The following is a 24,289-nucleotide window of genomic DNA, read 5'->3' on the forward strand; positions in this document are numbered from 1 at the left end:
GGTCTTGCAAAGGACACCACTGCGCAGGGAACCCTCCGATGGCACGCACCCAGCGTTCACCGGCGTGCAGCTCACCCCAGGCGCTGGGGCGGTCTCGAAAGGGGGAGGTGTCAGTTGTGGATGAGGTCGCCGCGGGTGGTGTTCGTGCCGGGGACGGGCTCGGCGGGGTCGTCGCCCAGGGAGATGATCTTGTTCGAGCGGTCGACGTGCACGACCGAAGGGGTGAAGTCGCGGGCCTCGGCGTCGGTCATCTGGGCGTAGCTGATGATGATGACCAGGTCGCCGGGCTGGACGAGGCGGGCGGCGGCGCCGTTGATGCCGATGACGCCGGAGCCGCGCTCGCCGGCGATCAGGTAGGTCTCCAGGCGGGCGCCGTTGTCGATGTCGACGACGGAGACCTGCTCGCCGGGGAGGAGGTCCGCGGCGTCCATCAGGTCCTGGTCGATGGTCAGCGAGCCGACGTAGTGCAGGTCGGCCTGCGTGACCGTCGCTCGGTGGATCTTCGACTTGAACATCGTCCGGAACATCAGCGCTCCTTGCCGAAATGGAGGGACACGTTGTCGATCAGGTGGGTGGCGCCGACGCGGCCGGCGACGGCGAGGACGGCCGGGCCGGTGTGGGAGGACGCGACCGGGGCGAAGGTCGAGGGGTCGACCAGGACCAGGTAGTCGAGGTCCAGCGGCGGGTCGGCCGCGCCGGCCTTGTCGAGGACGGTGCCGGCGGCGGCCAGCACCGCGTCCGGGCCGGCGGGGGCGGCGTCCGCGCCGGCGCGCAGGGCGCGCGACAGGGCCAGGGCCGTCCGGCGCTCGGCGGCGGAGAGGTACCGGTTGCGGCTCGACAGCGCCAGGCCGTCCGGCTCGCGGACGGTCGCGCCGCCCACGATCCGGACGGGGACGTCCAGGTCGGCGACCATCCGGCGGATCATCGCGAGCTGCTGCGCGTCCTTCTCCCCGAAGATCGCCACGTCGGGCCGGACGAGGTTGAGCAGCTTCAGCACGACCGTGAGCATCCCGTCGAAGTGGCCGGGGCGCGCGGCGCCCTCCACGACCTCGCCCATGGGGCCCGACCTGACGGTGACCTGCGGCTCGTCCGGGTACATGACGTCGCGATCGGGCGCGAATACGAGGTCGGCGCCTTCGGCGGCGCAGGCCTCGACGTCGGTGGCGAACGTCCGCGGGTAGCGGTCGAAGTCCTCGCCGGGGCCGAACTGGAGCGGGTTGACGAAGATGCTGACCGCGACCGAGTCCGCCAGGCCCCGGGCCTGCCGGATCAGGGAGCGGTGCCCCTCGTGCAGCGCCCCCATGGTCGGGACGAACGCGAGCGTGCCCCCGGCCTGGGAGCGGGCCTCGGCAAGCTCCTCCCGCGTCCTCGCGATGATCACCAAACCTCCCTGGGGTCAGTCGGCCAGCGCTTCGAGGAGCCGTTCGGCGTCCTCGGGCTTGAGCAGTCCGGCGCCGAGCGCCCGGTCGGCGGTGAGGCGGGCGAGCGCGACGTAGGCGCGGCGGCTCTCCGGCGACACCGTGGCCAGCTCGGCGACGTGGCCGGCGACCGTCCCCGCGTCGCCGCGGGCGACCGGGCCGGTGAGGCCGTCGATGCCGAGGCGCAGCCCGTTGTCGAGCGCGGCGCCGAGGAGCGGGCCGAGCATCCGGCCGGGTTCGGCCACGCCGGCGCGGGCCAGCAGGTCCATCGACTCGACGACCAGCGTGACCAGGTGGTTCGCGCCCCCGGCGAGCGCCGCGTGGTAGAGCGGGCGGGCCTCTTCGGTGATCCAGACGGGCTCGCCGCCCATCTCCAGGACGAGCGCCTCGGCGACCGGGCGCAGCGGCTCGGGCGAGGTGACGCCGAACGAGATGCCGGTGAGCCGGTTCACGTCGTCCGGGCGCCCGGTGAAGGTCATCACGGGGTGCAGGGCCAGCGGCAGGGCGCCCGCGCGGGTGAGCGGGTCGAGGACGGCGGTTCCGTACCGTCCGCTGGTGTGCATGACGAGCTTGCCCGTGACCGGGACGCCCGCCGGGACCAGGCCGCCGGCCAGCTCGGGCAGCGCGTCGTCCGGGACGGTCAGCAGCACCAGGTCGGCGGCGGCGACCACGTCCTGCGGCGGGGCGGTGGCCGCGCCGGGGAGGCGTTCCTCGACGCGCGCCCGGGACCGCTCGGAGACGGCCGCCGCGGCGACCACGCGGTGGCCCGCGCGGGACAGCGCGGCGCCGAGCGCCGTGCCGACGCGGCCGGCGCCGACGACGCCGACCGCGAGCCGCGCGGGCCTGTCCGCAGGTGTCTCCTCGCTCTTCCGGGGGGTGCGGGGGGACGTCCCCCCGGAAGAGCCCGGCCCGTTTCCGGGCGTGCCGGAAGAGGGCGTGACCTCTGGGTCCATCGGTTTCGTTCCAGTCCTCAGGTAGGTACCGGACGTGCGCGCACCAGGGTACCCGCGGGACCCGGCCGCGCGGTCCGGTGGGTGACGATCGTCACCCCGCCCCCCATTCAGTCATGCGCGAGGGACTCCACGACGGACGCCTTCGCGGCGCGTCGCGCCGGCATGACCGCGGCGATCATGCCGGCCGCGCCGGCCAGGACGACGAACCCGATCACCTGGACGTAGGGCAGCGCGAAGATCGAGTCGACCGCCATCGCGTTCGTCGCGGCCCATCCGAACCCGATGCCGAGCACGACCCCTGTGAACGCGCCGATCACGGCCATGACGAGCGCCTCGACCGACAGCATCCGGCGGAGCTGGCGCTTGGTGAGGCCGAGGGCGCGCAGCAGCGCCGACTCCCGCGTCCGCTCCACGACCGACAGGGTCAGCGTGTTCGCGATGCCGAACAGCGCGATGACAATCGCCAGGCCGAGCAGCCCGCCGAAGATCATCAGCACCATGTCGATCGCCTTGCTCATCGACTCCTCGAACTCGGCGGACGACACCACCTTCGCGGCCGGGTAGGGCCGCGCGGCGTCCTCCACCGCCCTGCGGGCCTGGGACGCGGGGATCTCGTCGCGGGTCTTGACGTAGATCCCGACGGGGTCCCGGACGCCGAAGTACCGGATGAAGTCCGCCTCCGGGATCATGATCCCGTCGAGGCTCGATCCCGCCCCGTACACGGCGGTGATCTTCACCGGGACGGTGCCGCTGGGCGTCCGGACCTGGACGGTCTGGCCGAGCCCCCGGCCGGACACCTTGGCCGTCGCCTCGTCCACCATCGCGGTGCCCGGCTTCTGCGCGCCGGCGAGCGTGCCCTGCTTCATGTCGGGCTTGAGGATCGTGCCGAGCGCGGAGGGGGTGATCGTGGAGATGTCGCCGTCGTCGCCGGCGACCGTGGTCTCCTCGCGGCGCTCCTCCACGACGTCGGTGACCTCGGGCCGCGTGCGCAGCGACTCGGCGAGCGCGTGCGGGACGGTCCCGTCGAAGTCCTGCGTCCGGATCTGGAACTGGACGGGGAACTGCTCCTCCAGCTTGGACGACGCCGTCGCCTTGCCGCTCGCGGCGACCACCGCGAACAGGCTCATCAGCCCGACGCCGACGGTCAGCGCGATCGTGGTGGTGGCGGTGCGGCGGGGCGCGCGCTGCGCGTTGGAGACCGCGAGCCGTCCCGGGACGCCGCCGAGCCGGCCCGGGACCGCGCCCGCGAGCCGTCCGAGCGGGCGGACGAGCGCCGGCATCGCCGCGATCACGGCGAGGAAGAACACGCCGCCGGCGAACGCGACCACGTACATCGCGGTCTCGCCCTTCTCCATGACGACCGAGCCGAGCGTCCCGAGGGCGAGCCCGGCGGCGCCGAGCACGGCGGCTACCCCGGTGCGGATCCAGCCGAGCCGGAACCGGCCGCTGCCCGGCTCCAGGTCGGCGCGCAGCGCGGCGACCGGCGCGACGCGGGTGGCGGCGCGGGCCGGCAGCAGCGCGGACAGGACGGTCACCACGACCCCGATCAGCAGGCCGATGACGATCGTGCGGACCGCCAGGGACGGCCCGGCGACGGCCACGGCGGCGTTCAGCCGGTTGACCGCGACCAGCGCGCCCTCGCCGAGGCCGACGCCGGCGACGAGGCCGAGCAGCGAGCCGACCAGGCCGACGGCGAAGGACTCCGCGAGGACGCCGCCGAACACCTGCCGGCGGGTCGCGCCGACGCAGCGCAGCAGCGCCATCTCCCGCATCCGCTGCGCGATCAGGATCGAGAACGTGTTGTAGATGACGAGGGCGGACACGAGCATCGCGACCAGCCCGAAGATCAGCAGCCCGCTTCGGATGATCTTGGTGTCGGCGCCGGCCGCCTTCGCCAGCCGCGCGCCGAGCTCCTCGCCCGTGAACACGTCGTAGGAGCCGCCCGCGGCGGCCTTCACCGCGGCCTTGTTCCCGCCCGTGATGTCGAGCTCGCGGTAGGTCTTCTCACCGGTCATCCGCATCGCGGTCGCGGGGTCGAAGCCCACGGCGCCGCGGAAGCTCGCCTCCTGGTCGATGCCGAAGTCGACCAGGCCGGCGACCCGGAACCGGTGCGGTCGTTCCTTCCCGTCCAGGACGGTGACGGTGTCGCCGACGCCGAAGCCCTCCCGCTTGGCGAGCTTGGTGTCCAGGACGGCCTCGCCGCCTCCGGAGGGCGGCCGTCCCTTGTCGACGTCGTAGCGCAGCAGCCGTCCCGACGGCACGGACATGCCGACGGTCGGGAAGTCGCCGACGGCCTTGCCGTCCCTGCCGACCAGTGCGGCGTCGCCCTGCACGACCCCCTGCGCGTCCGTCACGCCGGGCAGCGCCCTGACCTTGCCGAGCAGGTCGGCCGGGACGCCCTCGTCGGGGTCGTCGCTCTTGGGGACGACCGCGAGGTCCACCTTGTCGGCGGACTTCGCGAACGTCTTGGAGATGCCCTTGTCCATCGTGTCCGTGAGGACGAACGTCCCCGAGATGAACCCGACGCCGAGGGTGATCGCGACCGCCGTCAGCAGCAGCCGCAGCTTGTGGGCCCGCAGGCCCGCCAGAGTCGTCCGCAGCATCTCAGGCCCCCAGGCTCTTGAGCCGGTCCAGGACGGCGGCCGGGGTCGGCTGGACGATCTCGGAGACGATCTGCCCGTCGCGCAGGAACACCACCCGGTCCGCGTACGACGCGGCCACCGGGTCGTGGGTGACCATCACGATCGTCTGCCCCATCTCGCGGACCGAGGTGCGCAGGAACCCCAGCACCTCGGCGCCCGCGCGGGAGTCGAGGTTGCCGGTCGGCTCGTCCGCGAAGATCACCTCGGGCCGGGCGACGATCGCGCGGGCGCACGCGACGCGCTGCTGTTGCCCGCCCGACAGCTCGCTCGGCCGGTGCCCGAGCCGGTCGCGGAGCCCGAGCGTGTCGACGACGTGGCCGAACCACGCCCGGTCCGGCTTGCGGCCGGCCAGCTCCATCGGGAGCAGGATGTTCTGCTCGGCGGTGAGCGTCGGCAGCAGGTTGAACGCCTGGAACACGAACCCGACGCGGTCGCGGCGCAGCAGCGTCAGCCGCCGGTCGCCCATCCCGGTGATCTCGGCGTCGCCGAGCACGATCCGCCCGCCGGTGACCGTGTCCAGCCCGGCCAGGCAGTGCATCAGCGTCGACTTCCCGGACCCGGACGGGCCCATGATCGCGGTGAACGCGCTCCGGGCGAACCCGACGCTGACCCCGCGCAGCGCGTGCACGGCCGCGTCCCCGGACCCGTACACCTTCGACACGCCCTCGGCGGTGACGGCCGGCAGGACCGCGGCGGCCGGGGCTCCCCCGGGCTGTTCGGCGAACGTGCTGGTCACGGTGACTCCTTCGTGGTCGTGGATGATCGTGCTCCACGCTAGGAATCCGCGGCGTCCCTGCCATCGCCCCGGCGTCCACGGTCCGCGTCACTCTCACGGCTATCCGCGGCGCCTCTGTACGACTTGAGTCGTACAGCCGGGTCCACCCGGCCTCCGACCGCCCCTGCTCCGGGCGGGCACGCGAAAGCGCCGGAGACCCCGCGGGGCTCCGGCGCTCTTCGGTCACGGGCTCGGCGCCCGCACGCGCGATCGTCAGTTGTGGACGGACGCGCCGCCCTTGCAGCCCGCCTGGGCGCCGCCGATCACGGCCACGGCGTTGCCGCAGACGTCGATCGGGATGGAGATCGGCGCGATCACCTGGGTCCCGTTCAGCAGGCCGACGTTGGGGCCGGTCGAGTTGTCGTTGAACGAGCCGTGGTGCTTCTTGCCGTGGTCGCCACCGTAGACGGCGGCGTAGGCGGGCGTCGCGGCCAGAGCGGAGCCGGCGACGGCGAGGCCGAGGATGCCGGTGGCGGCAAGCTTCTTGATCACGAGTGTCCTCCCGTACGTGGGCCAAGAGACCCGATATGACTGGTGCCGACGTCCGCCATGTGGACGGCGTCGCGTACGGTAGTTACCCAGCTACTCTTAGGTAGACCAATCCCCCACGTCACGATGAATGCAAAAAGTCGCCATCGAGTGACCGGCTCGTTACGTTGAGTGACCCCTTTGGCCGCTTTTGACCAGGCCTGTCTCGTAGGCGAACACGACCGCCTGGACCCGGTCCCGCAGGTTCAGTTTCATCAGAATCCGCCCCATGTGGGTCTTCACCGTCGCCTCGGAGACGTACAGCTTCCCCGCGATCTCCGCGTTCGACATCCCGCGCGCGACGAGCCGCAGCACCTCGCCCTCCCGGTCGGTCAGGCTCTCCAGCGCGCCGCTCGCGCCCTGCCCCGAGTCCGGCAGGTGCACGGCGAACCGGTCCAGCAGCCGCTTGGTCGTGCTCGGCGCCACCACCGCGTCCCCCGAGTGCACCGCCTTGATCGCCTCGATGAGCTGCGCCGGGCCCGCGTCCTTCAGCAGGAACCCGCCCGCGCCGGCCTTGATCGCCGCGAACGCGTACTCGTCCAGGTCGAACGTCGTCAGGATCACCACCTTCGGCCCGGACGCCGCCACCACCCGCCGCGTCGCCTCGATCCCGTCCATCCGCGGCATCCGGACGTCCATGAGCACGACGTCGGCCCGCGTGCCGCGCAGCAGCTCCAGGGCCTGCACCCCGTCCCCGGCCTCACCGGCGACCTCGATGTCGGGCTGCGCGTCCAGCACCATCCGGAACCCGGCCCGCACCAGCTCCTGGTCGTCCACGAGCACGACCCGGATCGGCGGCGCCGGCTCGGCGTCCACCACGTTCACTCCGACCTCCCGCGGACAAAGCCCACACATACCGTCATGCCGACATCCTGGAGTACGCGGCCCCCCTCGCGCTCGTCATGCCGCGACCTCCTCGCGGACCGGGATCGACGCGACCACCTCGAACCCGCCACCGGCGCGCGGGCCCATGCGGACGCTGCCCCCGTACACGGCGACCCGTTCCCGCATGCCGGCGAGACCGTGACCCCGCCCGTCGTTGGACGCCGCCGCGCCACGGCCGTCGTCCTCCACGCGGATCTCCAGCGCGTCCTCGGCGTACCGGAGCCGGACCGACACGTTCACCCGCGGGCCCCCGTGCTTGAGCGTGTTGGTCAGCGCCTCCTGGACGATGCGGTAGACCGTGAGCTGGCGGCCCTCCGACATCGCCGCCCGCGTCCCCTCGACCTCGTAGCTCACCGTCAGCCCGGACGCCCGGACCTGCTCGACCAGATCGTCCAGCTGCGCGACCCCCGGCTGCGGCGCGAACGCCCCGGCGTCGTCGGTCTCGCGCAGGACGCCGAGGAGCCGCCGCATCTCCGCCAGCGCCATCCGCCCCGTCGAGGAGATCGTGTCGAGCGCCTGCCGGGCCCGTCCCACATCGGTCTCGATCGCGTAGGCCGCGCCGTCCGCCTGCACCACGATCACGCTGACGTTGTGCGCCACCACGTCGTGCAGCTCCCGGGCGATCCGCGCGCGCTCGGCCGCCATGGCCATCCTGACCTCGTTGTCGCGTTCGAGCTCCAGCCGCGCGGCACGCTCCTCCACCGAACGCAGGTACGCGCGCCGCGTCCGCATGTGCAGGCCGAGGATGTACACGCCCGCCACCATGACCGTCAGCATGATGAACGTGAACCTGCGGTCCTGGGCGCCACTCGGATACCGGACGGTGGCCATGACCGAGCCCGCCTCGACGACCAGCACCGCGGCGACCCCCCACCGGAAGGTGTAGTTCGCGGTGATCGTGTACAACACCATCAGCACGGCCAGGTTCGCCGGAACCGGGATCACTCCCAGCAGGCACTGCACGCCCGAGACCAGCACGACCGTGACGAACACCGCGCGCGGGAACGTCCGGCGCAGCACGAGCGGAGCGATCAGCCCGGCCGACAGCAGCAGGTACCTGACCGGCCCCAGACCGGAGGTCCCGCCCAGCAACGACGGCAGGGTGAAGGCCACCACCGGAAGCGCGAAGAACGCGTCGACGAGCGGCTTCTTGCGCCGCAGCCACTCCCATGCCCTCGCCACCATGCCGACAGAGTACGTACGCGCGGATCCGTCCGGGATCAGCCGCAGGTCGGACGCGCGTCCACCGCGAGGATGGCGGTCCGGAGGGCGCCGCCCACGGTAACGTCGCAGTCGTGGCGTCGTTGGTTTCCGGATGGCAGACGTGGCGGACCGCGATGGAGCGGGCGCTGTACGGGGAGGACGGCTTCTACCGGCGCGGCGAACGCCCCGCCGAGCACTTCCGCACCTCGGTGCACGCCTCGCCGCGCTTCGCCGCCGCCATCACCCGCCTCCTCGTCGACGTCGACGACCTGCTCGGCCGCCCCGACCGGCTCGACCTGGTCGACATCGGCGCCGGATCCGGGCACCTGCTGAAGAACATCCTGGCCTGCGCGCCCGCCGACCTCGCCTCCCGGCTCGCCCCGGTCGCGGTGGAGATCGCGCCCCGTCCCGCCGAGATACCGTCCGACATCGTGTGGCGCCCGGACCTGCCCGCCCGCATCACCGGCCTCGCCGTCGCGAACGAGTGGCTCGACAACGTGCCGCTGGACGTGGTGGAGCACACCCCCGACGGCGTCCGGACCGTGCTGGTCGACCCGTCCACGGGCACCGAACGCCCCGGCCCGCCGCCGTCGGACAAGGACAGCGACTGGCTGCAACGCTGGTGGCCGCTCCGCGAACCGGGCGACCGCGCCGAGATCGGCCATCCGCGCTGCGCCGCCTGGGCCTCGGTGGTGCGACGGCTCTCGCGGGGCCTCGCGATCGCGGTCGACTACTCCCATTCACGGGAGACGCGCCCGGTGTACGGGACGCTCGCCGGCTACCGGGACGGCGCGACCGTCCCCGCCGTCCCGGACGGATCATGCGACGTCACCGCCCACGTCGCCCTCGACGCCTGCGCCGCCGAGGGCGAACGCGCCGGCGCGACGTCCACCCTGCTGACCACCCAGCGGGACGCCCTGCGCGCCCTGGGCCTGTCCGGCACACGCCCGCCCCTGGACCTGGCACACCGCGACCCACGCGCCTACGTCGCCGCCCTCTGCCACGCAGGCGAAGACGCCGAACTGACCGACCCTTCCGGCCTGGGCGGCTTCGGCTGGCTGGCCCAGTCCGTTGACATCCCCATCCCACCCGTCCTCCCCCAGCCCCCACCCCACCCGTAAGTCACCCCCCTGGGAAGCGAACAACGGACGAGGAACAACCACCCTCACCCCCGTGCCTCAACACCCGCCGCGCCGGCAGCCTCGGCGGCACCGCTACTGCATCGCCTGGGGTGCGGCAGCCCACAAGAAGCCTTCAACTCGCCCACCACGCAGCACCCCGTCACCTGCGGCGCCACCAGGGCGTATCTCAAGTGACCTCCACCGTCGTGCGAGCCCCGCTTCGCTCGGTTGAAGCGGGTCCGGATGCGGGGCTGAGAGGGCATTTCGCCGAGCGATTCCGTGCTCGCAGATGATCTGTCACAGGCCGAGTCGCCCACGCGCGCCGTGATCGGAACATCGAGACACGTCCTAAAGCATCACCTCGAACGCAGCAGCCAACGAGAGACAAACCGCCTTCAGCCCCTGACCAACTGCCAGCGCCAGGTCGCCCGCAGCGTCAGCGGCGGCGCCTTCGACACGGGCATGGTCACAAAGCACCCACGCGCGCCCGTCCCGGCCGAACCACAGCGTCCGCCCCTCGCGGCCCCTAGCCCCGCCTTCGCGGCACTGGTGATCCCGCGCCGGTTCGACGGCAGGGGGCGACGGCGAAGCGCCCCCACAGAGCGCTCCAGCCGTCCAACGGCCACTGCAGCGCCCACACCATCGCCGTTGGCCGGAGACGCCCTACCCCGTCCAGCCCATCGGCTTCAGGTGCAACCCGGACGGAGACCGCCACCCAACTCCGTCGCCGCTACGCCGCCCGCTTCACCAACCGCGCCCGGCTATCCCAGGTTGCCCAAACGACCCGGCTGGCGCCGCCACCCTCATGGACGGGGCAGCGGGCTCCACGAAACGGCGCCGACACTCAGGCAGAGCCTGACCAACAGGGGCACGGTCAACACACCACGTGAAGGGCTTCCAAGCCCCGCAGGACGTAGCCCGGCTTCCAGGTCGGCTCTTCAGACAGCCGAAGGTCAGGCGCCACGCGGAGCAACGCGCCGAAGGACTCGGCGAGCTCGATGCGTGCCAGGGGCGCACCGAGGCAGTAGTGGATGCCGAGCCCGAAGGTGATGTGCGGATTGGGGTCGCGTCCCAGGTCAAGACGGTCCGGCTCGGCGAACACGTCGGGGTCACGGTTGGCGGACGCGAAGTGCAACGCCACCTCGGCACCGCGTGGAATGCCGACACCGGCGACCGTGATGTCCTCCAACACCCACCGCTCGAACATCGGCGCCGGGGTCTCATAGCGCAGCAGTTCCTCGACGGCCATTGGGGTGAGGTCCGGATGGGCCCGAAGCCGTTCCAGTTCGCCCGGGTTGCGGAACAGCGACCACCAGCCGTTGCCGGTCGCGTTCACCGTCGCCTCGTGCCCGGCGTTGAGCAGCAGGACGCAGGTGCCGATCAGCTCGTCCTCGGTGAGCCGGTCGCCCTCGTCCACGACCTGGGCGAGGGCGGTGATGAGATCGTCGCGGGGCTCGTCCCGGCGGGTGCGGGCGAGGGCGCGCAGGTAGTCGGAGAACTCGACGGCGGCGCGGACGGCGGTCCGCTGCGCCTCCTCGGGCGGGTTCAACTCGTACATGCCGCAGATGTCGGCCGACCAGGGGCGCAGCAGGTGGCGGTCCTCGGCGGGGACGCCGAGCATCTCGGCGATCACGTTCACCGGCAGCGGCTCGGCGACCTCGGCGAGCAGGTCACCGCCGCCCTTGTCCGTGAGGGCTCCGACCAGTTCGCCGGCGAGGCGCCTGATCGTCGGACGCAGGCCCTCGACCATCCTCGCCGTGAACGCCTTGGACACCAGACGGCGCAGCCTCGTGTGCGTGGGCGGTTCCACGTCCAGCATCCCGGCGCGGATGAGATCCCAGAACGGCTTCAGGAAGTCGGCTTCCGGGGCCTGGCCGAACTCCTCATGGCTGGCGATATGGAGGTACGAGCGGCCGAGCCGCCGGTCCCGCAACAGCGCGTTGACGTCTTCGTAACGGCTGATCACCCACTGACCGGTGGGCTCGTGAAAGAACACAGGACGCTCGGCACGAAGCCGTTCGAAAACCGGATACGGGTCCGCCACGAACGCGGGGGACCAGGGGTCATAGTCCGAATCGCTCATGATCTGACGATTTTCGCATCACGGACTTATCCGCAGCAAAGCCACGCAACGGAACCGAACAAGACACCCCCCGTCACCCTCGACCGCCCCCCAGTCCCGCAACCACGCACTCCGGCCACCGCTTGGCCATCCGCCCACAACCCACAACGCCCCCCGGCCACAGGCACCAACCCCCCACGCGTGTCGGAGATCACCACCCATCCCCGTCATCGCCTCCCCCCGAACAGCAGCCAGCGTCGACCACGGTGCACCCTCAACGTCAACGAGCCCACGGCTCGTCTCCAAGGACCGCTGATGGCGTCGCGCCCCAAGGCCTGAGAGCCGGGCAAGCAGGTCAGTACCGCGTTCTACTTGAATGTTGCGTCCAGTGCAGGAGGGCCCCGTGGTGGAAGCGCAGGTCCACCTAGCCACACGAAACATCGCGGCCTCCCGCGCGCCCATGACGGCGATGACCGGAAGCCGGGACGTCGCGAGCCATCGCGGCATCGTCGGCCTCGTCTGGTTCGACCCGCGCCCTTGGGCTCGCCACGGAGAGCGGCATTTCTCTACCGGCGCCGGTTTGGTCAGGGTGGTGGTGGTTCGATCCCACGACGCCCGCCGCCCCGCACACCACCGTCGGCAGACGCACCGCAGCAGCATTTGCCTGCGCGACGCCTCGCTGCCGAGCGGGCGCTGTCCCGGCCCGGCTCGGCGGCGTCCCGGGACGGCTCGCTGTCGCCAACGCCGTCCTGGACGAAGGCGAGGCGGAGCCCCCGTTGCCGGCGGCTCGGACACCGGCCGCCGCGGCGTCCATGCCATGGTTGCTCCCACTACTAGGCGGACGTCCGCGGCGGCCGGCGCGTTTGCGCTAACCCAAGACCCCGAGGTACCTGGCCTCCTTACGACCGCTGCCCTCGCGTTCTTCTCGTCCTCCTGATGTCGTGGGGCTGGACGGGACGTGGACGGGCCGAGTCAACAGGGCTGGGCAGAGCGGGCTCATCGGTTGACTCGTGGTGCGGTCAGTTGAAGCCGAAGGTTGGTGCGAGCGGCCTCTGGCGGAAGAGGGAGGCTGGGACAGCGTCAGCGATCGCCTTGTAGCCTGCCGGGTTCAGGTGCAGATGGTCGCCGACGTCATAGGACGGCAGGAGCCTCCTCGGGGTTGAAGGATCGCGGGTTGCGCGGTCGAAGTCGATCACGGCATCGAAGCGGTGACTGGTGCGGATCCACGTGTTGACCGTCCGGCGGGCCTCCTCGCGGTAGCCGTCGGGATCGTCGTAACCGGTGTTGCCCCCGAACGGTGTGAGCGTCGCGCCGTAGACGCGGATGCCCTGCGCGTGTGCGCGGACGATGATCTGGTCGTAGGCCATGATGAGGTCGTCGGCCACCTGCTTCTGAGCGGCCGGAGTGGGCTCGGCGGTGCCGATGTCGTTCACCCCCTCGAAGACGACCAGCCATTCGACGCCGCTCTGGGCCAGCACGTCACGGTCCAGGCGGGCGAGGGCGTTGGGACCGAGCCCGTCATTGAGGACCCGATTCCCGCCCGCCGCCTGGTTGACAATGGCGATGCCGCTGGTGGACGTGTGGGACTGAAGACGGTCGAGGAGCTGGTCCGGCCAGCGGTCGTTCATGTTCGTCGTGGAACCCCGTCCGTCGGTGAGGGAGTCCCCGAGGACGGCTGCCGCCGCAGTGGAGGGCTTGGCCCAAACTTCGAGGCCGCTGAGGAAGTACCAGTGGTCGGTGGACGTCGCGCCAGGCATGTCGGCGTCCGTGGTGTGGTCCCCGGCCAGCATGTACGACGTGGTCCTGGACCCGGGGTGGGAAGTGATGTCTGTGGAGGCCTGGCCGTCCGCCAGGTAGACGGTCACCGTCAGAATCGACCGCGGCGCCACCGGGAAGGTCAGCGGATCGGACACCATCTGCGCGCCGACGGGGATGGTCCGTGCGGACCGGCCATGGAAGGTCACCGGCCGGGACGTCCCCGGCTCTATCGCGCTAACCCCCGCCTTCCCACCGTCCGGCAGAGCGACCGACACCCTGGTGATCGGGAGCGCCGCGCCGCCGAACGCGTTGGAGAACCGCAAACGTACATTCCGGCCGCCGACCGAGACGCGAATTGTCTGACGCAGGGTCGCGTCCTCGAAGACCCCGTAGTCCTGGGTGAACGGGGGCGGTGGCATGTTGCCGGGCTCCGTCAGCTGCGGCATCGAGACCCAGCTGTCGACCCAGTGTCCGCTGATCTTCGGGGCGGCCGGCCCGCCCGCAGCGCGAGGCGCGCCATCCGCACCCGTAACGGGAACCGTGAACGAAGCCGCGACGAGCGCCGCCGTGAGCATCACGGCAGCCGTCGCCCAACCGACCGGAGACAGCGCGTTCACACACCGCAGGAACGCGCCCGCCCTCGCCACCGGGCGCCGGACGTGGACATACGGGAAACGTCTCACCACAGCCCTCCGATCACTCCACCCATCGAAAAGTTTCGAAGCTTTTCGAGTTCTTGTCGAACGTACGCCGACCTGATCAACCCGTCAAGAACACACCTCTGGATCGCCGGTTCCGCGCGGAGACGGTCGTTGACATGACCAATGAAGATGAACGATCTCGCACGGCGCGCGCCATGCGCTTCTTCTGCCAAGGCCCCTTCCGCCCCCACTCGCGACACCACGCCGCCGAGCCCGCCCAGCAGGTCAATGACGAGCGCGTTGAGCGGTCTTACATGTGATCAGTTGCGGAAACCACTGTCCAGGGACTGCCGTCCTGCCGACTATCTGTGGGCGCACGATCGTCGGAAGGTGCCGCTGCAACCAAGCCAGCGCACCCCCGAACCCGCAGGCAACCGTTGACCACAGACCAGCAGCGGCCATGCCAAGGGGCCTCCGGAATTTTCGAAACATTTGCGACGATCGTCCATCGCTGGCCGAGCATTGTGGAGCTGGATGGTCCGGTTGGGCGTGTTCGGTCGAGCTCTAGGCACGGCTCGCAAAGGCGCCGGATGCCGAGTTCAGTTCATGGTCAGCTGCCACCTCCGTGATGCTCTCCGGATTACAGGCCGCCGCGAGTGGCCGTCCAAGTACCGGCGCCGGCTGGACGGCTGCATCGCGTTCACCTTTCAACATGGACGTTCACGATCCGGCACAACCCCGCACTGACCTTCTGGATCAAGGCGTCCACCCACACGAACGCATACGGCCCACCCTCGAGCGGCGGTTGCGAAGCGCAGCCACCTGGACATCCAGCACCACTGGGGGGCGACGGGCGTCGATGCCGATGGGCACGCGAGATCCTCGGGATCACGGTGGCCTCGGCCGAGGACGGTGCCGGGTGGGTGGCGTTCATGCGCGAGCTGGTCGCTCCGCGGCCTGACCGGTTTCCAGCTGCTGGTCATCTCCGACGCCCACCCCGGGGCCTGGTCGTAGCGGTCGAGTCGCCCCGCCCGGGGCCGGCTGGCAGCGGTGCGGGACCCGCCCCCCTGCACAACCTGCTCCCCCCGAGTTCTTAAGTCCGCCCAGCTATGGGTGGCCACGCTGGTGCGCACCATCTTCGACCAGCCCGCCGCCGAAGGCGTCTACACCCCAGCACGCCCGCGTGGTCGCTTGGCTGGAGATCGAGCACCCGGGCGCGGCCGAGCACCTGGATGCCACCCCCGACGACCTGTCGGCCGTCACGACGATGGACATCACCCGCGCAGCCGGCGGGTTCGCGTGTCTTGATTCGGCCTAGTTCTGTCATGACAGCTCCTTCCGAGTGATCGCGTTCCGATCCCCTCCTCACCGGCGAGGCGCCCTACCGGTGGCGCCGCGTCCGATGGACGCCTGGGTGTCGGCCCGCCCTCCCCCCTCGGGCGGGCCGACGGATTTCATCGTCGTTCTTGCGGGACGGGCACGGCACTAGAACGCGGTTCTGTGGAAAAGTCAGGAGTAGTTGATCAAGCTGATGTCCGAGAGGGGTGTCACAGCGCACCGCACCGTGTTCTCGTCATAGGGCCCGGTGGTGGCTTCCCGTCGAGGTTTGCACAGGTCACCAGGTCATTGGCGAGGGCAGCGTCAACTGCGGCCTTCTCCGCCGCTCCATGCCGTCGAACCAGAGCGCGTCTGTGGATAGAGCATCCGTGCCGAGCGACCAAGCCCGCCGCACCACCTCGATAGCTGGCCCCTTCGGACGTCGGGTTCCGGGCGGACCTGATGCGGGATGACGTCGTCCCGCTCGACCTGCCCTTCACCTTGTGTGGCTGTTGAACGAGGAGAGCGCGTTTCGCCGTCGCACGTTATCCGGTCGTTCAGCCAGCCGTGATTCCGCTCGGGCCGCTGGGAGTCAGGACACAGGCACGCCGCCAGGCGCGCCGGTCAGTCTGGCCGGATCAGTCTGGCCGGATCAGTCTGGCCGGATCAGTCTGGCCGCTCAATCCGGGCCGGTGATCGGCGCGAGCGTCACACCCTCGGAGCCGTCCCGTAAGGCTTGAAACGTGTTGGCACCCTGTTGATCCAGGCCAGGCTGGGTTGGGTCAGTGGGGGCTGCCCTGGAGTTCTTCCCGCAGGGTGCGCTGGACGTAGGCCATGGCCTCCTGAGCGGCAGGATCGGCGAAACGGCTGCCCAGTTCTTCGGGCGGGACGTCCTCGACCCGCTCATGCAGCCACCACAGATGTCCCTGCGGGTCACGCACACGGGCCACGCGCTCGCCGAACGCGAGCAGGGTCGGGCGGGTCACCACACGCGCACCGGCCGCGACGGCCTTTTCGACGGTCGAGGCCACGTCATCGACATAAATGCGCAGGTGAGCGGGGGTCGACGGCCAGTCTGCCTTGGCGTCGAACAGCATGATGACGCTGTCCCCGAGCTCGACCTCGACATGACCGATGTCGCCATCGGGATCCAGCACCCGCGAGCCCGGCGTCTCCACCCCCTCGAACGCCGACGCGAGGAACCGCACCTCCGAATCGGTATCGCGGCTGATCACCCACGCGTTGACGCGTGCGTAGCGGTTTGGAACCGGGACTTCTGCTGCCATTCGGCGATCATGCCAACGACCCCCGACAACGGATCCGTCCATGACAAGCCAGGGCATCGCCCCGTGCCGGCGATCGTTGGTCAGCGGGCCCAGCGGGTGGGGTCTCCGCCGCCGGCGCGGCGGGCCGCGGAGGCGCGGCCGGCGGTGGAGTCGACGATCGCCCGTGCCTCGCCCAGATCGCGGTCCGTCGCGGCGACCTGGACCGGGCCGGGGGGCGCGTCGACGTGGACGGTGGCCAGGCCGAGCAGGCGCTGGAAGACGTTCGCCGTCAGCCGGACGCTCTGCGCACGCGCGTGGGCGATCACGTCCGTGCGGCGGCACGGCCATCCGTGCCGGGTCACGAAGACGACGTCGTCGGTGCCGGCGCCTTCCGCTCGGTCGATGGCCACGGCCTTCGAGGACGCGGGGACGAGCGGGACGGCGTCGACGTTCGTCCCTGGGAAGACCTGGGAGACGAGGTGCAGGGCGACGTGGCGTGGCGCGACGGGCAGCAGGGTCGACGACAATGCCTGGCGTTCGCCCGCGTAGCCGGCGACGGTTACGTCGACGCGGGCCCAGCCGAGACTGCGCCAGAGCACCGGTTCGACGATGCTGACGGCCTGGACGCGGCCCGGTGGCAGCGTCTGCATCCGGGTCTCCAGCAGTCCGTAGCGGAGGCGGATTCCGTCCGGGGACATGGCGACCGTGAAGTTGGCGTACATCACCAGGGGCGCGACGACGGCCCGGATGAGCCCGAGCAGGACGGGGATGGTGACGGCCAGGATCCCGCCTTCGACGTACAGGACGAAGAAGATGAGGGACGCGATGAAGAGCAGCACCGTCCCCAGTACGGGAAGCCGCACGACCAGCGAACCGAGCAGCGAACCGAACGGGACGCGCCACAGGTGCCGTTCGGGCGCTTCTGGTGTGTGGCCTGGCAGCCCCGCGGCGCGCGCTAGGAGTTCGGCTCGTAGCTGCTGCGCCGAGTGCCGTCCCAGGTAACGGAGCGCGATCTCGCTCTTCTCGCCTCCTGCCAGTTCCACCCGGACTTCCGCCAGAGCGAACACTCGCGTCACCAGAGGGCGGACCAGATCGATGGCCTGGATGCGCGAGAGGGGGATGCGACGCTTGTTCTTCCGCAGAATCCCGGTTTCGACGACGAGGTCGTCGTTGTCGACGTGGAAACGCACGGACAGCCAGGTCCAGAGACCCGTCACCACCGCGATCACGCCCATGGGAACGGTCACGATGATGAACCGGAGCAGGACCTCCGGCGTGAGCGCCAGGGTCACGCCGCTGTCCGTCTGGGTGAGCAGCAGGGGGAAGCCCAGAAGGACGAAGTAGATGATGAGGAAGATGAAGGCGCGCAGCGGGGCCGTCGCCCAGTGGAGCCTGTGCGTGCCCTCGGAGAACCTGATCGGTGGGCGCTGTGCCTGCGGGGGACCGTAGGGAGGACGAGGCGGACCGTACGGTCCGGGCGGGCCGGACGGGGGACGCGGCGGGCCGTAGGGGCCGGGATGGCCTTGAGGGCCGTACGGGCCAGGCGGTCCGGGCGGTCCGGGGCGCCCAGGTGGTCCGGGCGGCCCAGGTGGTCCAGGTGGTCCGGGCGGACCGGGTGGCCTTGGCGGACCGTACGGGCCGTAGGGGCCGCTCATAGGCCCATGCTCCGCTCTTCGCCCTTCTGCGCCAGACGGTCGCGCAGCTGGGCGGCTTCTGCCGTGGGCAGTCCCGGGATGGTCGCGTCCGTCGCGGCCGCCGCGGTGTGCATCCGGACGGTGGCGATCCCCATCCAGCGTTCGAGAAGCCCGGCGGTGACGTCCACGAACTGCATCCGCCCGTACGGGACGACGATGAGGCGCTTGACGAACACCCCGTGGGTGACGATGAGGTCGTCGGCACGCTCGACGTACCCGTACGCCCGGCGGTCCAGCTCCGCGACCAGCCAGGTCAGCGCGGCCCCCAGGAGGACGGCGGCGACCCACATCGCGGCGGGTACGACGCCTCCGTTCCGCCACACGATGAATCCGCCCACACCGCCTACCGGGATCGCCCACAGGACGGCCTTGAGCAGCCTGTGCCATGCGTGGCGCCTGGAGATCGGCGACCAGCGCAGGCCGGCTCCAGGTGCGAACGCCTGGGCCGCCTCGTACACGGGTGGTGCCTGCTGCGCCGGGTATTGTGCCGGTACCTGACCCTGACCAGGCGGCTGACCGCCGGATCCCGGGCCGGGCGGCGCGGGCGGGTACGCCGCGCCCTGGTGTCCGGGGTGCGCGGCGGGCTCGTATGGCGGTTCGCCGTGGCTCGCGTTCATTGCCCCCTAGTCAACCGGATAACGAGCACCGCTCGCCATGGGACCATGAAGCGGTGATCGGAGCGGCGGAGACGCGACCATGACCACCGAACGGATCGTCGGGATCGGTGCGGGCGCCAAGGAGCTCGCCACCGAGGACATGACCCTGAACATCGGCCCCCAGCATCCGTCCACGCACGGTGTGCTCCGGCTGAAGCTGACCCTGGACGGCGAGCGCATCTCGGCCGCGGAACCCATCGTCGGGTACATGCACCGGGGCGCGGAGAAGCTGTTCGAGGTACGCGACTTCCGGCAGATCATCGTCCTGGCGAACCGGCACGACTGGCTGTCGGCGTTCTCCAGCGAGCTCGGCGTCGTCCTCGCCGTCGAACGCATGCTGGGCATGGAGGTCCCTGTCCGCGCCGTATGGGTGAGGACGCTCCTGGCGGAGCTCAACCGGATCCTCAACCATCTGATGTTCCTCGGCTCGTATCCGCTTGAAGTAGGCGCGATCACGCCGATCTTCTACGCGTTCCGTGAACGAGAGGCCCTGCAGCGGGTCATGGAGGAGATCTCCGGTGGACGCATGCACTACATGTTCAACCGGGTCGGAGGTCTGAAGGACGAGCTCCCCGCCGGTTGGACGGCGCGCGCGCGGACGGCGGTCTCCGAGGTCCGTTCCCGCATGGGTGAGATCGACGACCTCATCATGGGCAACGAGATCTTCCGCGCCCGGACGAGGAACGTCGGCGTCCTCAAGCAGGAGCAGATTCTGCAGTACGGGGTGTCCGGCCCCATCGCACGCGCTTCCGGCGTCGACTTCGACCTGCGCCGGGACGAGCCCTACCTCGCTTACGGGGAACTGGACGTCCGCGTGGTCACCCGGTCCGAGGGTGACTGCCTCGCCCGTTTCGAGTGCCTGCTCGACCAGGCGCACGCGTCCCTCGACCTCGCCGACGCCTGCCTGGACCGCCTTGCGGAACTGCCGCCCGGCCCGATCAACCAGCGGCTGCCCAAGGTCCTGAAGGTCCCGGAGGGACACACCTATGCCTGGACGGAGAACCCGCTGGGCCTGAACGGCTACTACCTGGTGTCGCACGGCGAAAAGACGCCGTGGCGGATGAAGCTGCGGTCCGCGTCGTTCAACAACATCCAGGTCCTGACCGAGCTGCTGCCCGGAAATCTGGTGGCCGACATGATCGCCATTCTCGGCTCGATGTTCTTCGTCGTCGGCGACATCGACAAGTGACCGGGCGCGCCATGCTCCCCACAGGAGGCTGAACCGGTAAGGGCCCGCTCGCGTCAGAAGCCATGACGTGAGGAGTCGCCGATGACGCAGATGATCGAAGGTCCGCCGACCACCGGACCCGCTCGCCCACCCGAATCGCAGTGGACGGCACCTGACCAGCAGTGGACCGACTGGGGGCGGACGCAGGCGCCCGCAGGAGCGCCCAGGCCGAGCCGTAAGTTCTTCCGCGCGCCCGTCATCGTCCCGCTCGCCGTGCTCACTGGCCTCATCGTGCTCGGCGGCCTGTTCCTGCTGATCGCGGCCCCGGCCGGTGCCGCCGGGGTCTGCGGCGGAGGCTAGTCCGCGCCGTGGCAGCACCGAGCAACGCGAGCGCGCCGCCCGTCGGCGAGGCCCTGGCCGGGACGTTCCGGACCCTGCGCCGCACCTGGCTTCTCGGGACGGCCCTGCTGTCGGCCGGCGCGTTCGCGGGCGCCATCGCACTCGCGCCCGACGGTTCTGATTCACCCGGCAGGGCGCTGGGAGCCCTGCTGTTCCTGGGCTCGTCCGTGCACGTGGCCGCGACCGGCTGGTTCTTCACCCTCCCGGAGATACGCGCGCACGCGGCAGCGCACCGCGGACGTTACGTGGTCGCTCCCGTCGCACTGATCCTGGGGACGGCGTTCGCCGCGGCACTCGTCCCGTACAAGCAGTTGCAGTGGGCGCTTCTCGCCTTCCTGGCCTGGCAGTTCTTCCACTTCCAGAAGCAGAACCTCGGGATGGCGGCGTTGGCGGGGGTTGCTCAGCGCGCCGGGTCCGTGAAGCCCCTGGAGCGGCGCGCCATCATGCTCGCCGGTGCGGGAGGGATAGCGGGACTGCTCGTTCACCCGGAATTGCTCCAGCTCGGCGTGGATCCACCGGTCCGCTCACTGTTCCCGGTGGCTTTCGCCGTGTTCGCCTGTGGGGTGGCCCTCGGTTTCTATGCGCTGGCACGACGGGAACAGCGTCCACCTGCGTTCATAGCCATCTACCTGATCTCGCTGCTGTTCTTCCTGCCCGTCTTCCTCTTCACGTCCCCGTACGCCGCGGTCGCCGGACTCACCATCGCGCACGGCTACCAGTACCTGCTCATCGTCGGGCTCGTGTCCGGCGCACCCAGGCGCGGACGCTCCGGCATGACCGGGCTCTGCCTCATGGCCGTCATCGCCCTGGCAGGCGGTATCGCGCTCGATCAGGCATCGCATCTGCACGGTTCGCCGCACGTCTGGGAGCGGGCCCTCTACGGCGCCTATCTCGGCGCGGTCATGGCCCACTTCGTCGTCGACGCCGGACTGTGGCGGCTGAGGGACGAGTTCCCGCGACGCTTCCTCACCTCGAGCGTCCCGTACCTGCTGAAGCCCTAGGCACGGGACGCGCGGCGGTCGCGCTCCTCCTCGTCCGGGTCCTTCGGGACCCGGCACGCGTACTCCAGGAAGAACGCGGCCGCCACGAGCACGACCGCCGCGAGGAACGTGCCGCCGCTCACGTAGAAGTCATGGCGCGGGGTCGCCTTCTCCAGGGACGACGCCAGGCTCGCCGCGAACCCGCCGAACACGCCCGCGATGACCGCGGCGGAGTGCGCGCTGGCCTTCCCCAGCGCGGCCAGACGCGCGACGGCCATCGGGTCCAGCGGCTTCGGCACGGGCTTGCGGCTGTCCGGCACGCGCCCATTGCCGGGCCTGCGGCGGATGCGGCGCAGCACGTTCAGCCCGCTGACGCTCTCGCCGAGCGCGAGCAGGAGCAGCGTCGGTACCGCCGTCCACGGCAGCGGCGGCAGCGAGACGTAGGCGGAACGCAGCACCGCCCAGGTGATCACCGCGACGACGACCACGAGGGCGATGAGGAACAGCGGGCGGGACGGTTTCATGCAGGCTGCTGCAAAGCCAGGTCGTCGCGCCGACGGACGGCCGACGGGCCTCCCTCGGACTTCTTCGCCTGCGCCAGGTCACCGACGCGGCCATGGCCGGGCAGCAACACGTCCGGCTCGATGTCGGCCCACGGGACGAGCACGAAGGCGCGCTCGTGCGCGCGCGGGTGGGGGAGCGTCAGATCGGGGTCGTCGGACGCGACGTCCCCGAACACCACGATGTCGATGTCGAGGGTGCGCGGTCCCCAGCGGACCACGCGCTCCCGGCGCATCGAGTTCTCGATGTTGAGGACGCGTTCGAGCAGGTTCTCCGGTGGCAGCCGCGTGTCGGCGACCAGCACGATGTTGAGGAAGTCGCCCTGCTCGGGGATGCTCTCCCCCGCCGGCGCGTAGGGCGCGGTCTCGTACACCGGCGAGAACGCCACGAAACGCAGCCCTGGTGCGTCGAACAGCGCGTCGACCGCCTCCTGGATGTTGTCCAGGCGGTCCCCGAGGTTGCTGCCGATCGAGAACACGACTCGATGCTGGACCAGCATGTGGCCGCCGGTGGCGGTGCGGTCGGGCATGCGGTCGGACGCTGTCATGGGCGACTCCTCTTGATCTTCACGGCGATGTCCGTGAAGGGGTGCGGGACCGGGGCGCTCGGTTTGTGGACGGTGATCTCCACCTCGGAGACCGTCTTCTCTTCCAGACATATTGTCGCCAACCGGTCCGCCAGTGTTTCGAGGAGGTTGACGGGCTCCCCCTCCACGACGGCGACCAGCCGGCCGGCGAGCGTTCCGTAGTCGACGGTACGCGAGAGGTCATCACCCTCCGCGGCGGGGCGCGTGTCGAGCCCCAGGACCGCGTCCACGACGAACTCCTGGCCAAGCTCACGCTCAGCGGGCAGGCAGCCGTGCCGCCCCCTGGCGCGGAGCCCGCGCAGCTCGATGCGGTCGAGAGTCGTCATTCTTCCTCTGCATCCACGACGTTGAGAACGGGAGAACCATGGTGCAGCAGAAGCCGCCATTCGCCGTCCGCCCGTACGAACACGTTCGTCGCGACGATGCTTCCCCCTGCGAGGAACCCGGTCTCGGTGTCCTCGTCCGCGGTGAGAATGTTCTCCTTGCACGTCACCACCGCGTGGTCGCCGTACACGTCGGTCTCCACGTCGGTCAGCACGAACTGGATGTAGCTCGTGTTGGCCATGATGAGCGCCCAGGACCGCAGGACCGACTCGCGTCCCCGGAGCATCGTCCAACCGGGATGGACGCAGGAGACCGCCTCGGCGTACTGGCCGTCCGCCCACACCGCGGACATCCGGTCGAAGTCACCGGCCTCGAACGCGGCATAGAACTCGGCGTGGACCTCGTCCACGTCGGCGCGGTTCACGGCACGGCTCATAGGCGGGGCTCCCCGTTATCGGAAGTGTCGTCACTGCTCGGACGCGCCGCCCGCATGGCGGCCGCCACACGTACCGCGTCCGCGTTCGGCCTGACCCTGTGCACCCTCACGCACCAGGCGCCGGTGTACGCGACAAGCGAGGTGATGGCCACGGTCGCGTCGTCGCAGTCGGTGAACGGACGCCGCATCCCGTCCGGGTCGGCGAGGAGCCTGGTCAGGAACCCCTTCCGGGAAGCCCCCACCAGGACGGGATAGCCGAGACCGGTGAACGCGTCCAGATGGGCCAGAAGAGACCAGTTGTGCCCCTTCTCCGGGTTCTTGGCGAAACCCAGCCCAGGATCCAGCACGATCATCGACGGGTCGACACCCTCTCCCAGTACGGCGTCGACCCTGCGTAGAAGCTCGTCGCGCACTTCTCGGACGACGTCCTCGTAGATGGCGCGGGTCTGCATGTCGTGGCTGTGGCCGCGCCAGTGCATCACCACGTACGGGATACCTGCCGCGGCCACCACACGCGGCATGTCCGGGTCGGCCAGGCCGCCGCTGACGTCGTTCACCAGCCGGGCGCCCACACCCACGGCGGCCTCCGCAACGTCGGCGCGCATCGTGTCGACACTCACCGGAACGTTCTCGGCCGTAAGCGCTTCGATGACGGGGATGACGCGGCGCAGTTCCTCGTCCTGGGACACGCGCTGCGCGCCGGGCCGCGTGGACTCGCCGCCCACGTCCACGATGTCGGCGCCCTCCGCGACAAGGTCAAGCCCGTGCTGGACGGCCTTCTCCGCGTCGAACCAGGCCCCGCCGTCCGAGAACGAGTCGGGGGTCACGTTGACCACGCCCATGACGAGGCAGCGCCCTGGCGCGGGCAGCCCCGGAACGGCGGCACTGGTCATGTCAACCAACCCTATGCCTTGCGC

22 protein-coding genes and 2 pseudogenes are annotated in these 24,289 nt (G+C 70.6%); 5 read left to right on the forward strand and 19 right to left on the reverse strand.

Annotated elements, in window-relative coordinates; genetic code table 11:
• Positions 1-110 precede the first annotated feature (110 nt).
• The 8 genes from panD to BM339_RS13840 all read right to left on the reverse strand — a co-directional run bounded on the left by panD (position 111) and on the right by BM339_RS13840 (position 8,386).
• Positions 111-527: an aspartate 1-decarboxylase gene (panD, locus tag BM339_RS13805; protein WP_021591733.1), complete on the reverse strand. Its 417-nt coding sequence runs from the start codon at positions 525-527 to the stop codon at positions 111-113.
• A complete protein-coding gene (panC, locus tag BM339_RS13810) occupies positions 527-1,381 on the reverse strand; it encodes a pantoate--beta-alanine ligase (RefSeq protein WP_337959913.1) in 855 nt (284 codons plus the stop codon). The genes panD and panC overlap by 1 nt, the downstream gene beginning before the upstream one ends.
• Before the next feature lie 15 nt (positions 1,382-1,396).
• Positions 1,397-2,371: a Rossmann-like and DUF2520 domain-containing protein gene (locus BM339_RS13815; RefSeq protein ID WP_024936085.1), complete on the reverse strand. Its 975-nt coding sequence runs from the start codon at positions 2,369-2,371 to the stop codon at positions 1,397-1,399.
• A 107-nt stretch (positions 2,372-2,478) separates the two neighbouring features.
• Complete coding sequence (locus BM339_RS13820; protein WP_021592916.1) at positions 2,479-4,974, reverse strand: ABC transporter permease; 2,496 nt, start codon at positions 4,972-4,974, stop codon at positions 2,479-2,481.
• 1 nt (position 4,975) lies between these two features.
• On the reverse strand, positions 4,976-5,749 hold the full coding sequence (locus BM339_RS13825; protein WP_021592915.1) for an ABC transporter ATP-binding protein: 774 nt from the start codon (positions 5,747-5,749) through the stop codon (positions 4,976-4,978).
• A gap of 252 nt (positions 5,750-6,001) precedes the next feature.
• Entirely contained in the window at positions 6,002-6,280 is a 279-nt protein-coding gene (locus tag BM339_RS13830; protein WP_021592914.1) for a chaplin family protein, read from the reverse strand.
• Between the two features lie 159 nt (positions 6,281-6,439).
• Positions 6,440-7,099 (reverse strand): response regulator, encoded by a 660-nt coding sequence (locus BM339_RS13835; RefSeq protein WP_308208044.1) that lies wholly within the window; start codon positions 7,097-7,099, stop codon positions 6,440-6,442.
• A gap of 117 nt (positions 7,100-7,216) precedes the next feature.
• Positions 7,217-8,386 carry a sensor histidine kinase gene (locus BM339_RS13840; RefSeq protein ID WP_021592912.1) on the reverse strand — a complete coding sequence of 390 codons (1,170 nt, stop codon included), beginning with the start codon at positions 8,384-8,386 and terminating at the stop codon, positions 7,217-7,219.
• A 110-nt stretch (positions 8,387-8,496) separates the two neighbouring features.
• Here BM339_RS13840 and BM339_RS13845 point away from each other — a divergent pair, with 110 nt between their 5' ends.
• Complete coding sequence (locus BM339_RS13845) at positions 8,497-9,525, forward strand: SAM-dependent methyltransferase (protein WP_337959914.1); 1,029 nt, start codon at positions 8,497-8,499, stop codon at positions 9,523-9,525.
• 874 nt (positions 9,526-10,399) lie between these two features.
• Here the strand turns inward: BM339_RS13845 and BM339_RS13850 are convergent.
• The 3 genes and pseudogenes from BM339_RS13850 to BM339_RS52830 form a co-directional block, all read right to left on the reverse strand.
• Entirely contained in the window at positions 10,400-11,608 is a 1,209-nt protein-coding gene (locus tag BM339_RS13850) for a cytochrome P450 (RefSeq protein WP_024936082.1), read from the reverse strand.
• A gap of 998 nt (positions 11,609-12,606) precedes the next feature.
• On the reverse strand, positions 12,607-13,962 hold the full coding sequence (locus tag BM339_RS13855; RefSeq protein ID WP_256255338.1) for an SGNH/GDSL hydrolase family protein: 1,356 nt from the start codon (positions 13,960-13,962) through the stop codon (positions 12,607-12,609).
• A 733-nt stretch (positions 13,963-14,695) separates the two neighbouring features.
• A pseudogene (locus tag BM339_RS52830) lies at positions 14,696-14,823 on the reverse strand (IS256 family transposase); the annotation flags it as partial.
• Positions 14,824-14,832: 9 nt separating this feature from the next.
• Here BM339_RS52830 and BM339_RS52835 point away from each other — a divergent pair.
• Positions 14,833-15,250 (forward strand): annotated as a pseudogene (locus tag BM339_RS52835) (transposase); the annotation flags it as partial.
• An 835-nt stretch (positions 15,251-16,085) separates the two neighbouring features.
• On the opposite strand, the gene BM339_RS13860 reads toward BM339_RS52835, so the two are convergent.
• The 3 genes from BM339_RS13860 to BM339_RS13870 all read right to left on the reverse strand — a co-directional run bounded on the left by BM339_RS13860 (position 16,086) and on the right by BM339_RS13870 (position 18,720).
• Positions 16,086-16,589, reverse strand: a complete 504-nt coding sequence (locus BM339_RS13860) for a VOC family protein (protein WP_075021069.1) — start codon at positions 16,587-16,589, stop codon at positions 16,086-16,088.
• A gap of 80 nt (positions 16,590-16,669) precedes the next feature.
• Complete coding sequence (locus BM339_RS13865) at positions 16,670-17,860, reverse strand: PH domain-containing protein (protein ID WP_244938774.1); 1,191 nt, start codon at positions 17,858-17,860, stop codon at positions 16,670-16,672.
• Positions 17,861-18,219: 359 nt separating this feature from the next.
• Entirely contained in the window at positions 18,220-18,720 is a 501-nt protein-coding gene (locus tag BM339_RS13870) for a PH domain-containing protein (protein ID WP_244938775.1), read from the reverse strand.
• A 238-nt stretch (positions 18,721-18,958) separates the two neighbouring features.
• Here BM339_RS13870 and BM339_RS13875 point away from each other — a divergent pair, with 238 nt between their 5' ends.
• The 3 genes from BM339_RS13875 (at position 18,959) to BM339_RS13885 (ending at position 21,486) form a co-directional block, all read left to right on the forward strand.
• Positions 18,959-20,107, forward strand: coding sequence for an NADH-quinone oxidoreductase subunit D (locus BM339_RS13875; protein ID WP_021592902.1), 1,149 nt, complete (start codon positions 18,959-18,961; stop codon positions 20,105-20,107).
• Between the two features lie 81 nt (positions 20,108-20,188).
• Positions 20,189-20,446: a hypothetical protein gene (locus BM339_RS13880; protein WP_021592901.1), complete on the forward strand. Its 258-nt coding sequence runs from the start codon at positions 20,189-20,191 to the stop codon at positions 20,444-20,446.
• An 8-nt stretch (positions 20,447-20,454) separates the two neighbouring features.
• The gene (locus BM339_RS13885) at positions 20,455-21,486 is read left to right on the forward strand and encodes a hypothetical protein (RefSeq protein ID WP_021592900.1); all 1,032 of its coding nucleotides are present in this window, start codon (positions 20,455-20,457) and stop codon (positions 21,484-21,486) included.
• Here the strand turns inward: BM339_RS13885 and BM339_RS13890 are convergent.
• The 5 genes from BM339_RS13890 to folP are packed head-to-tail and all read right to left on the reverse strand — an operon-like array spanning position 21,483 to position 24,265.
• Positions 21,483-21,989 (reverse strand): DUF3180 domain-containing protein, encoded by a 507-nt coding sequence (locus BM339_RS13890; protein WP_021592899.1) that lies wholly within the window; start codon positions 21,987-21,989, stop codon positions 21,483-21,485. The two genes, BM339_RS13885 and BM339_RS13890, sit on opposite strands and share 4 nt — an antisense overlap.
• A complete protein-coding gene (folK, locus tag BM339_RS13895; protein ID WP_021592898.1) occupies positions 21,986-22,573 on the reverse strand; it encodes a 2-amino-4-hydroxy-6-hydroxymethyldihydropteridine diphosphokinase in 588 nt (195 codons plus the stop codon). Before folK ends, BM339_RS13890 begins: the two co-directional genes overlap by 4 nt.
• Positions 22,570-22,938, reverse strand: a complete 369-nt coding sequence (gene folB, locus BM339_RS13900) for a dihydroneopterin aldolase (RefSeq protein ID WP_021592897.1) — start codon at positions 22,936-22,938, stop codon at positions 22,570-22,572. The genes folK and folB overlap by 4 nt, the downstream gene beginning before the upstream one ends.
• On the reverse strand, positions 22,935-23,372 hold the full coding sequence (locus BM339_RS13905) for a nuclear transport factor 2 family protein (protein WP_021592896.1): 438 nt from the start codon (positions 23,370-23,372) through the stop codon (positions 22,935-22,937). The genes folB and BM339_RS13905 overlap by 4 nt, the downstream gene beginning before the upstream one ends.
• Complete coding sequence (gene folP, locus BM339_RS13910; RefSeq protein WP_075021070.1) at positions 23,369-24,265, reverse strand: dihydropteroate synthase; 897 nt, start codon at positions 24,263-24,265, stop codon at positions 23,369-23,371. The genes BM339_RS13905 and folP overlap by 4 nt, the downstream gene beginning before the upstream one ends.
• Positions 24,266-24,289 lie beyond the last annotated feature (24 nt).

The organism is Actinomadura madurae (genome assembly GCF_900115095.1).
Taxonomy (GTDB): domain Bacteria; phylum Actinomycetota; class Actinomycetes; order Streptosporangiales; family Streptosporangiaceae; genus Spirillospora; species Spirillospora madurae.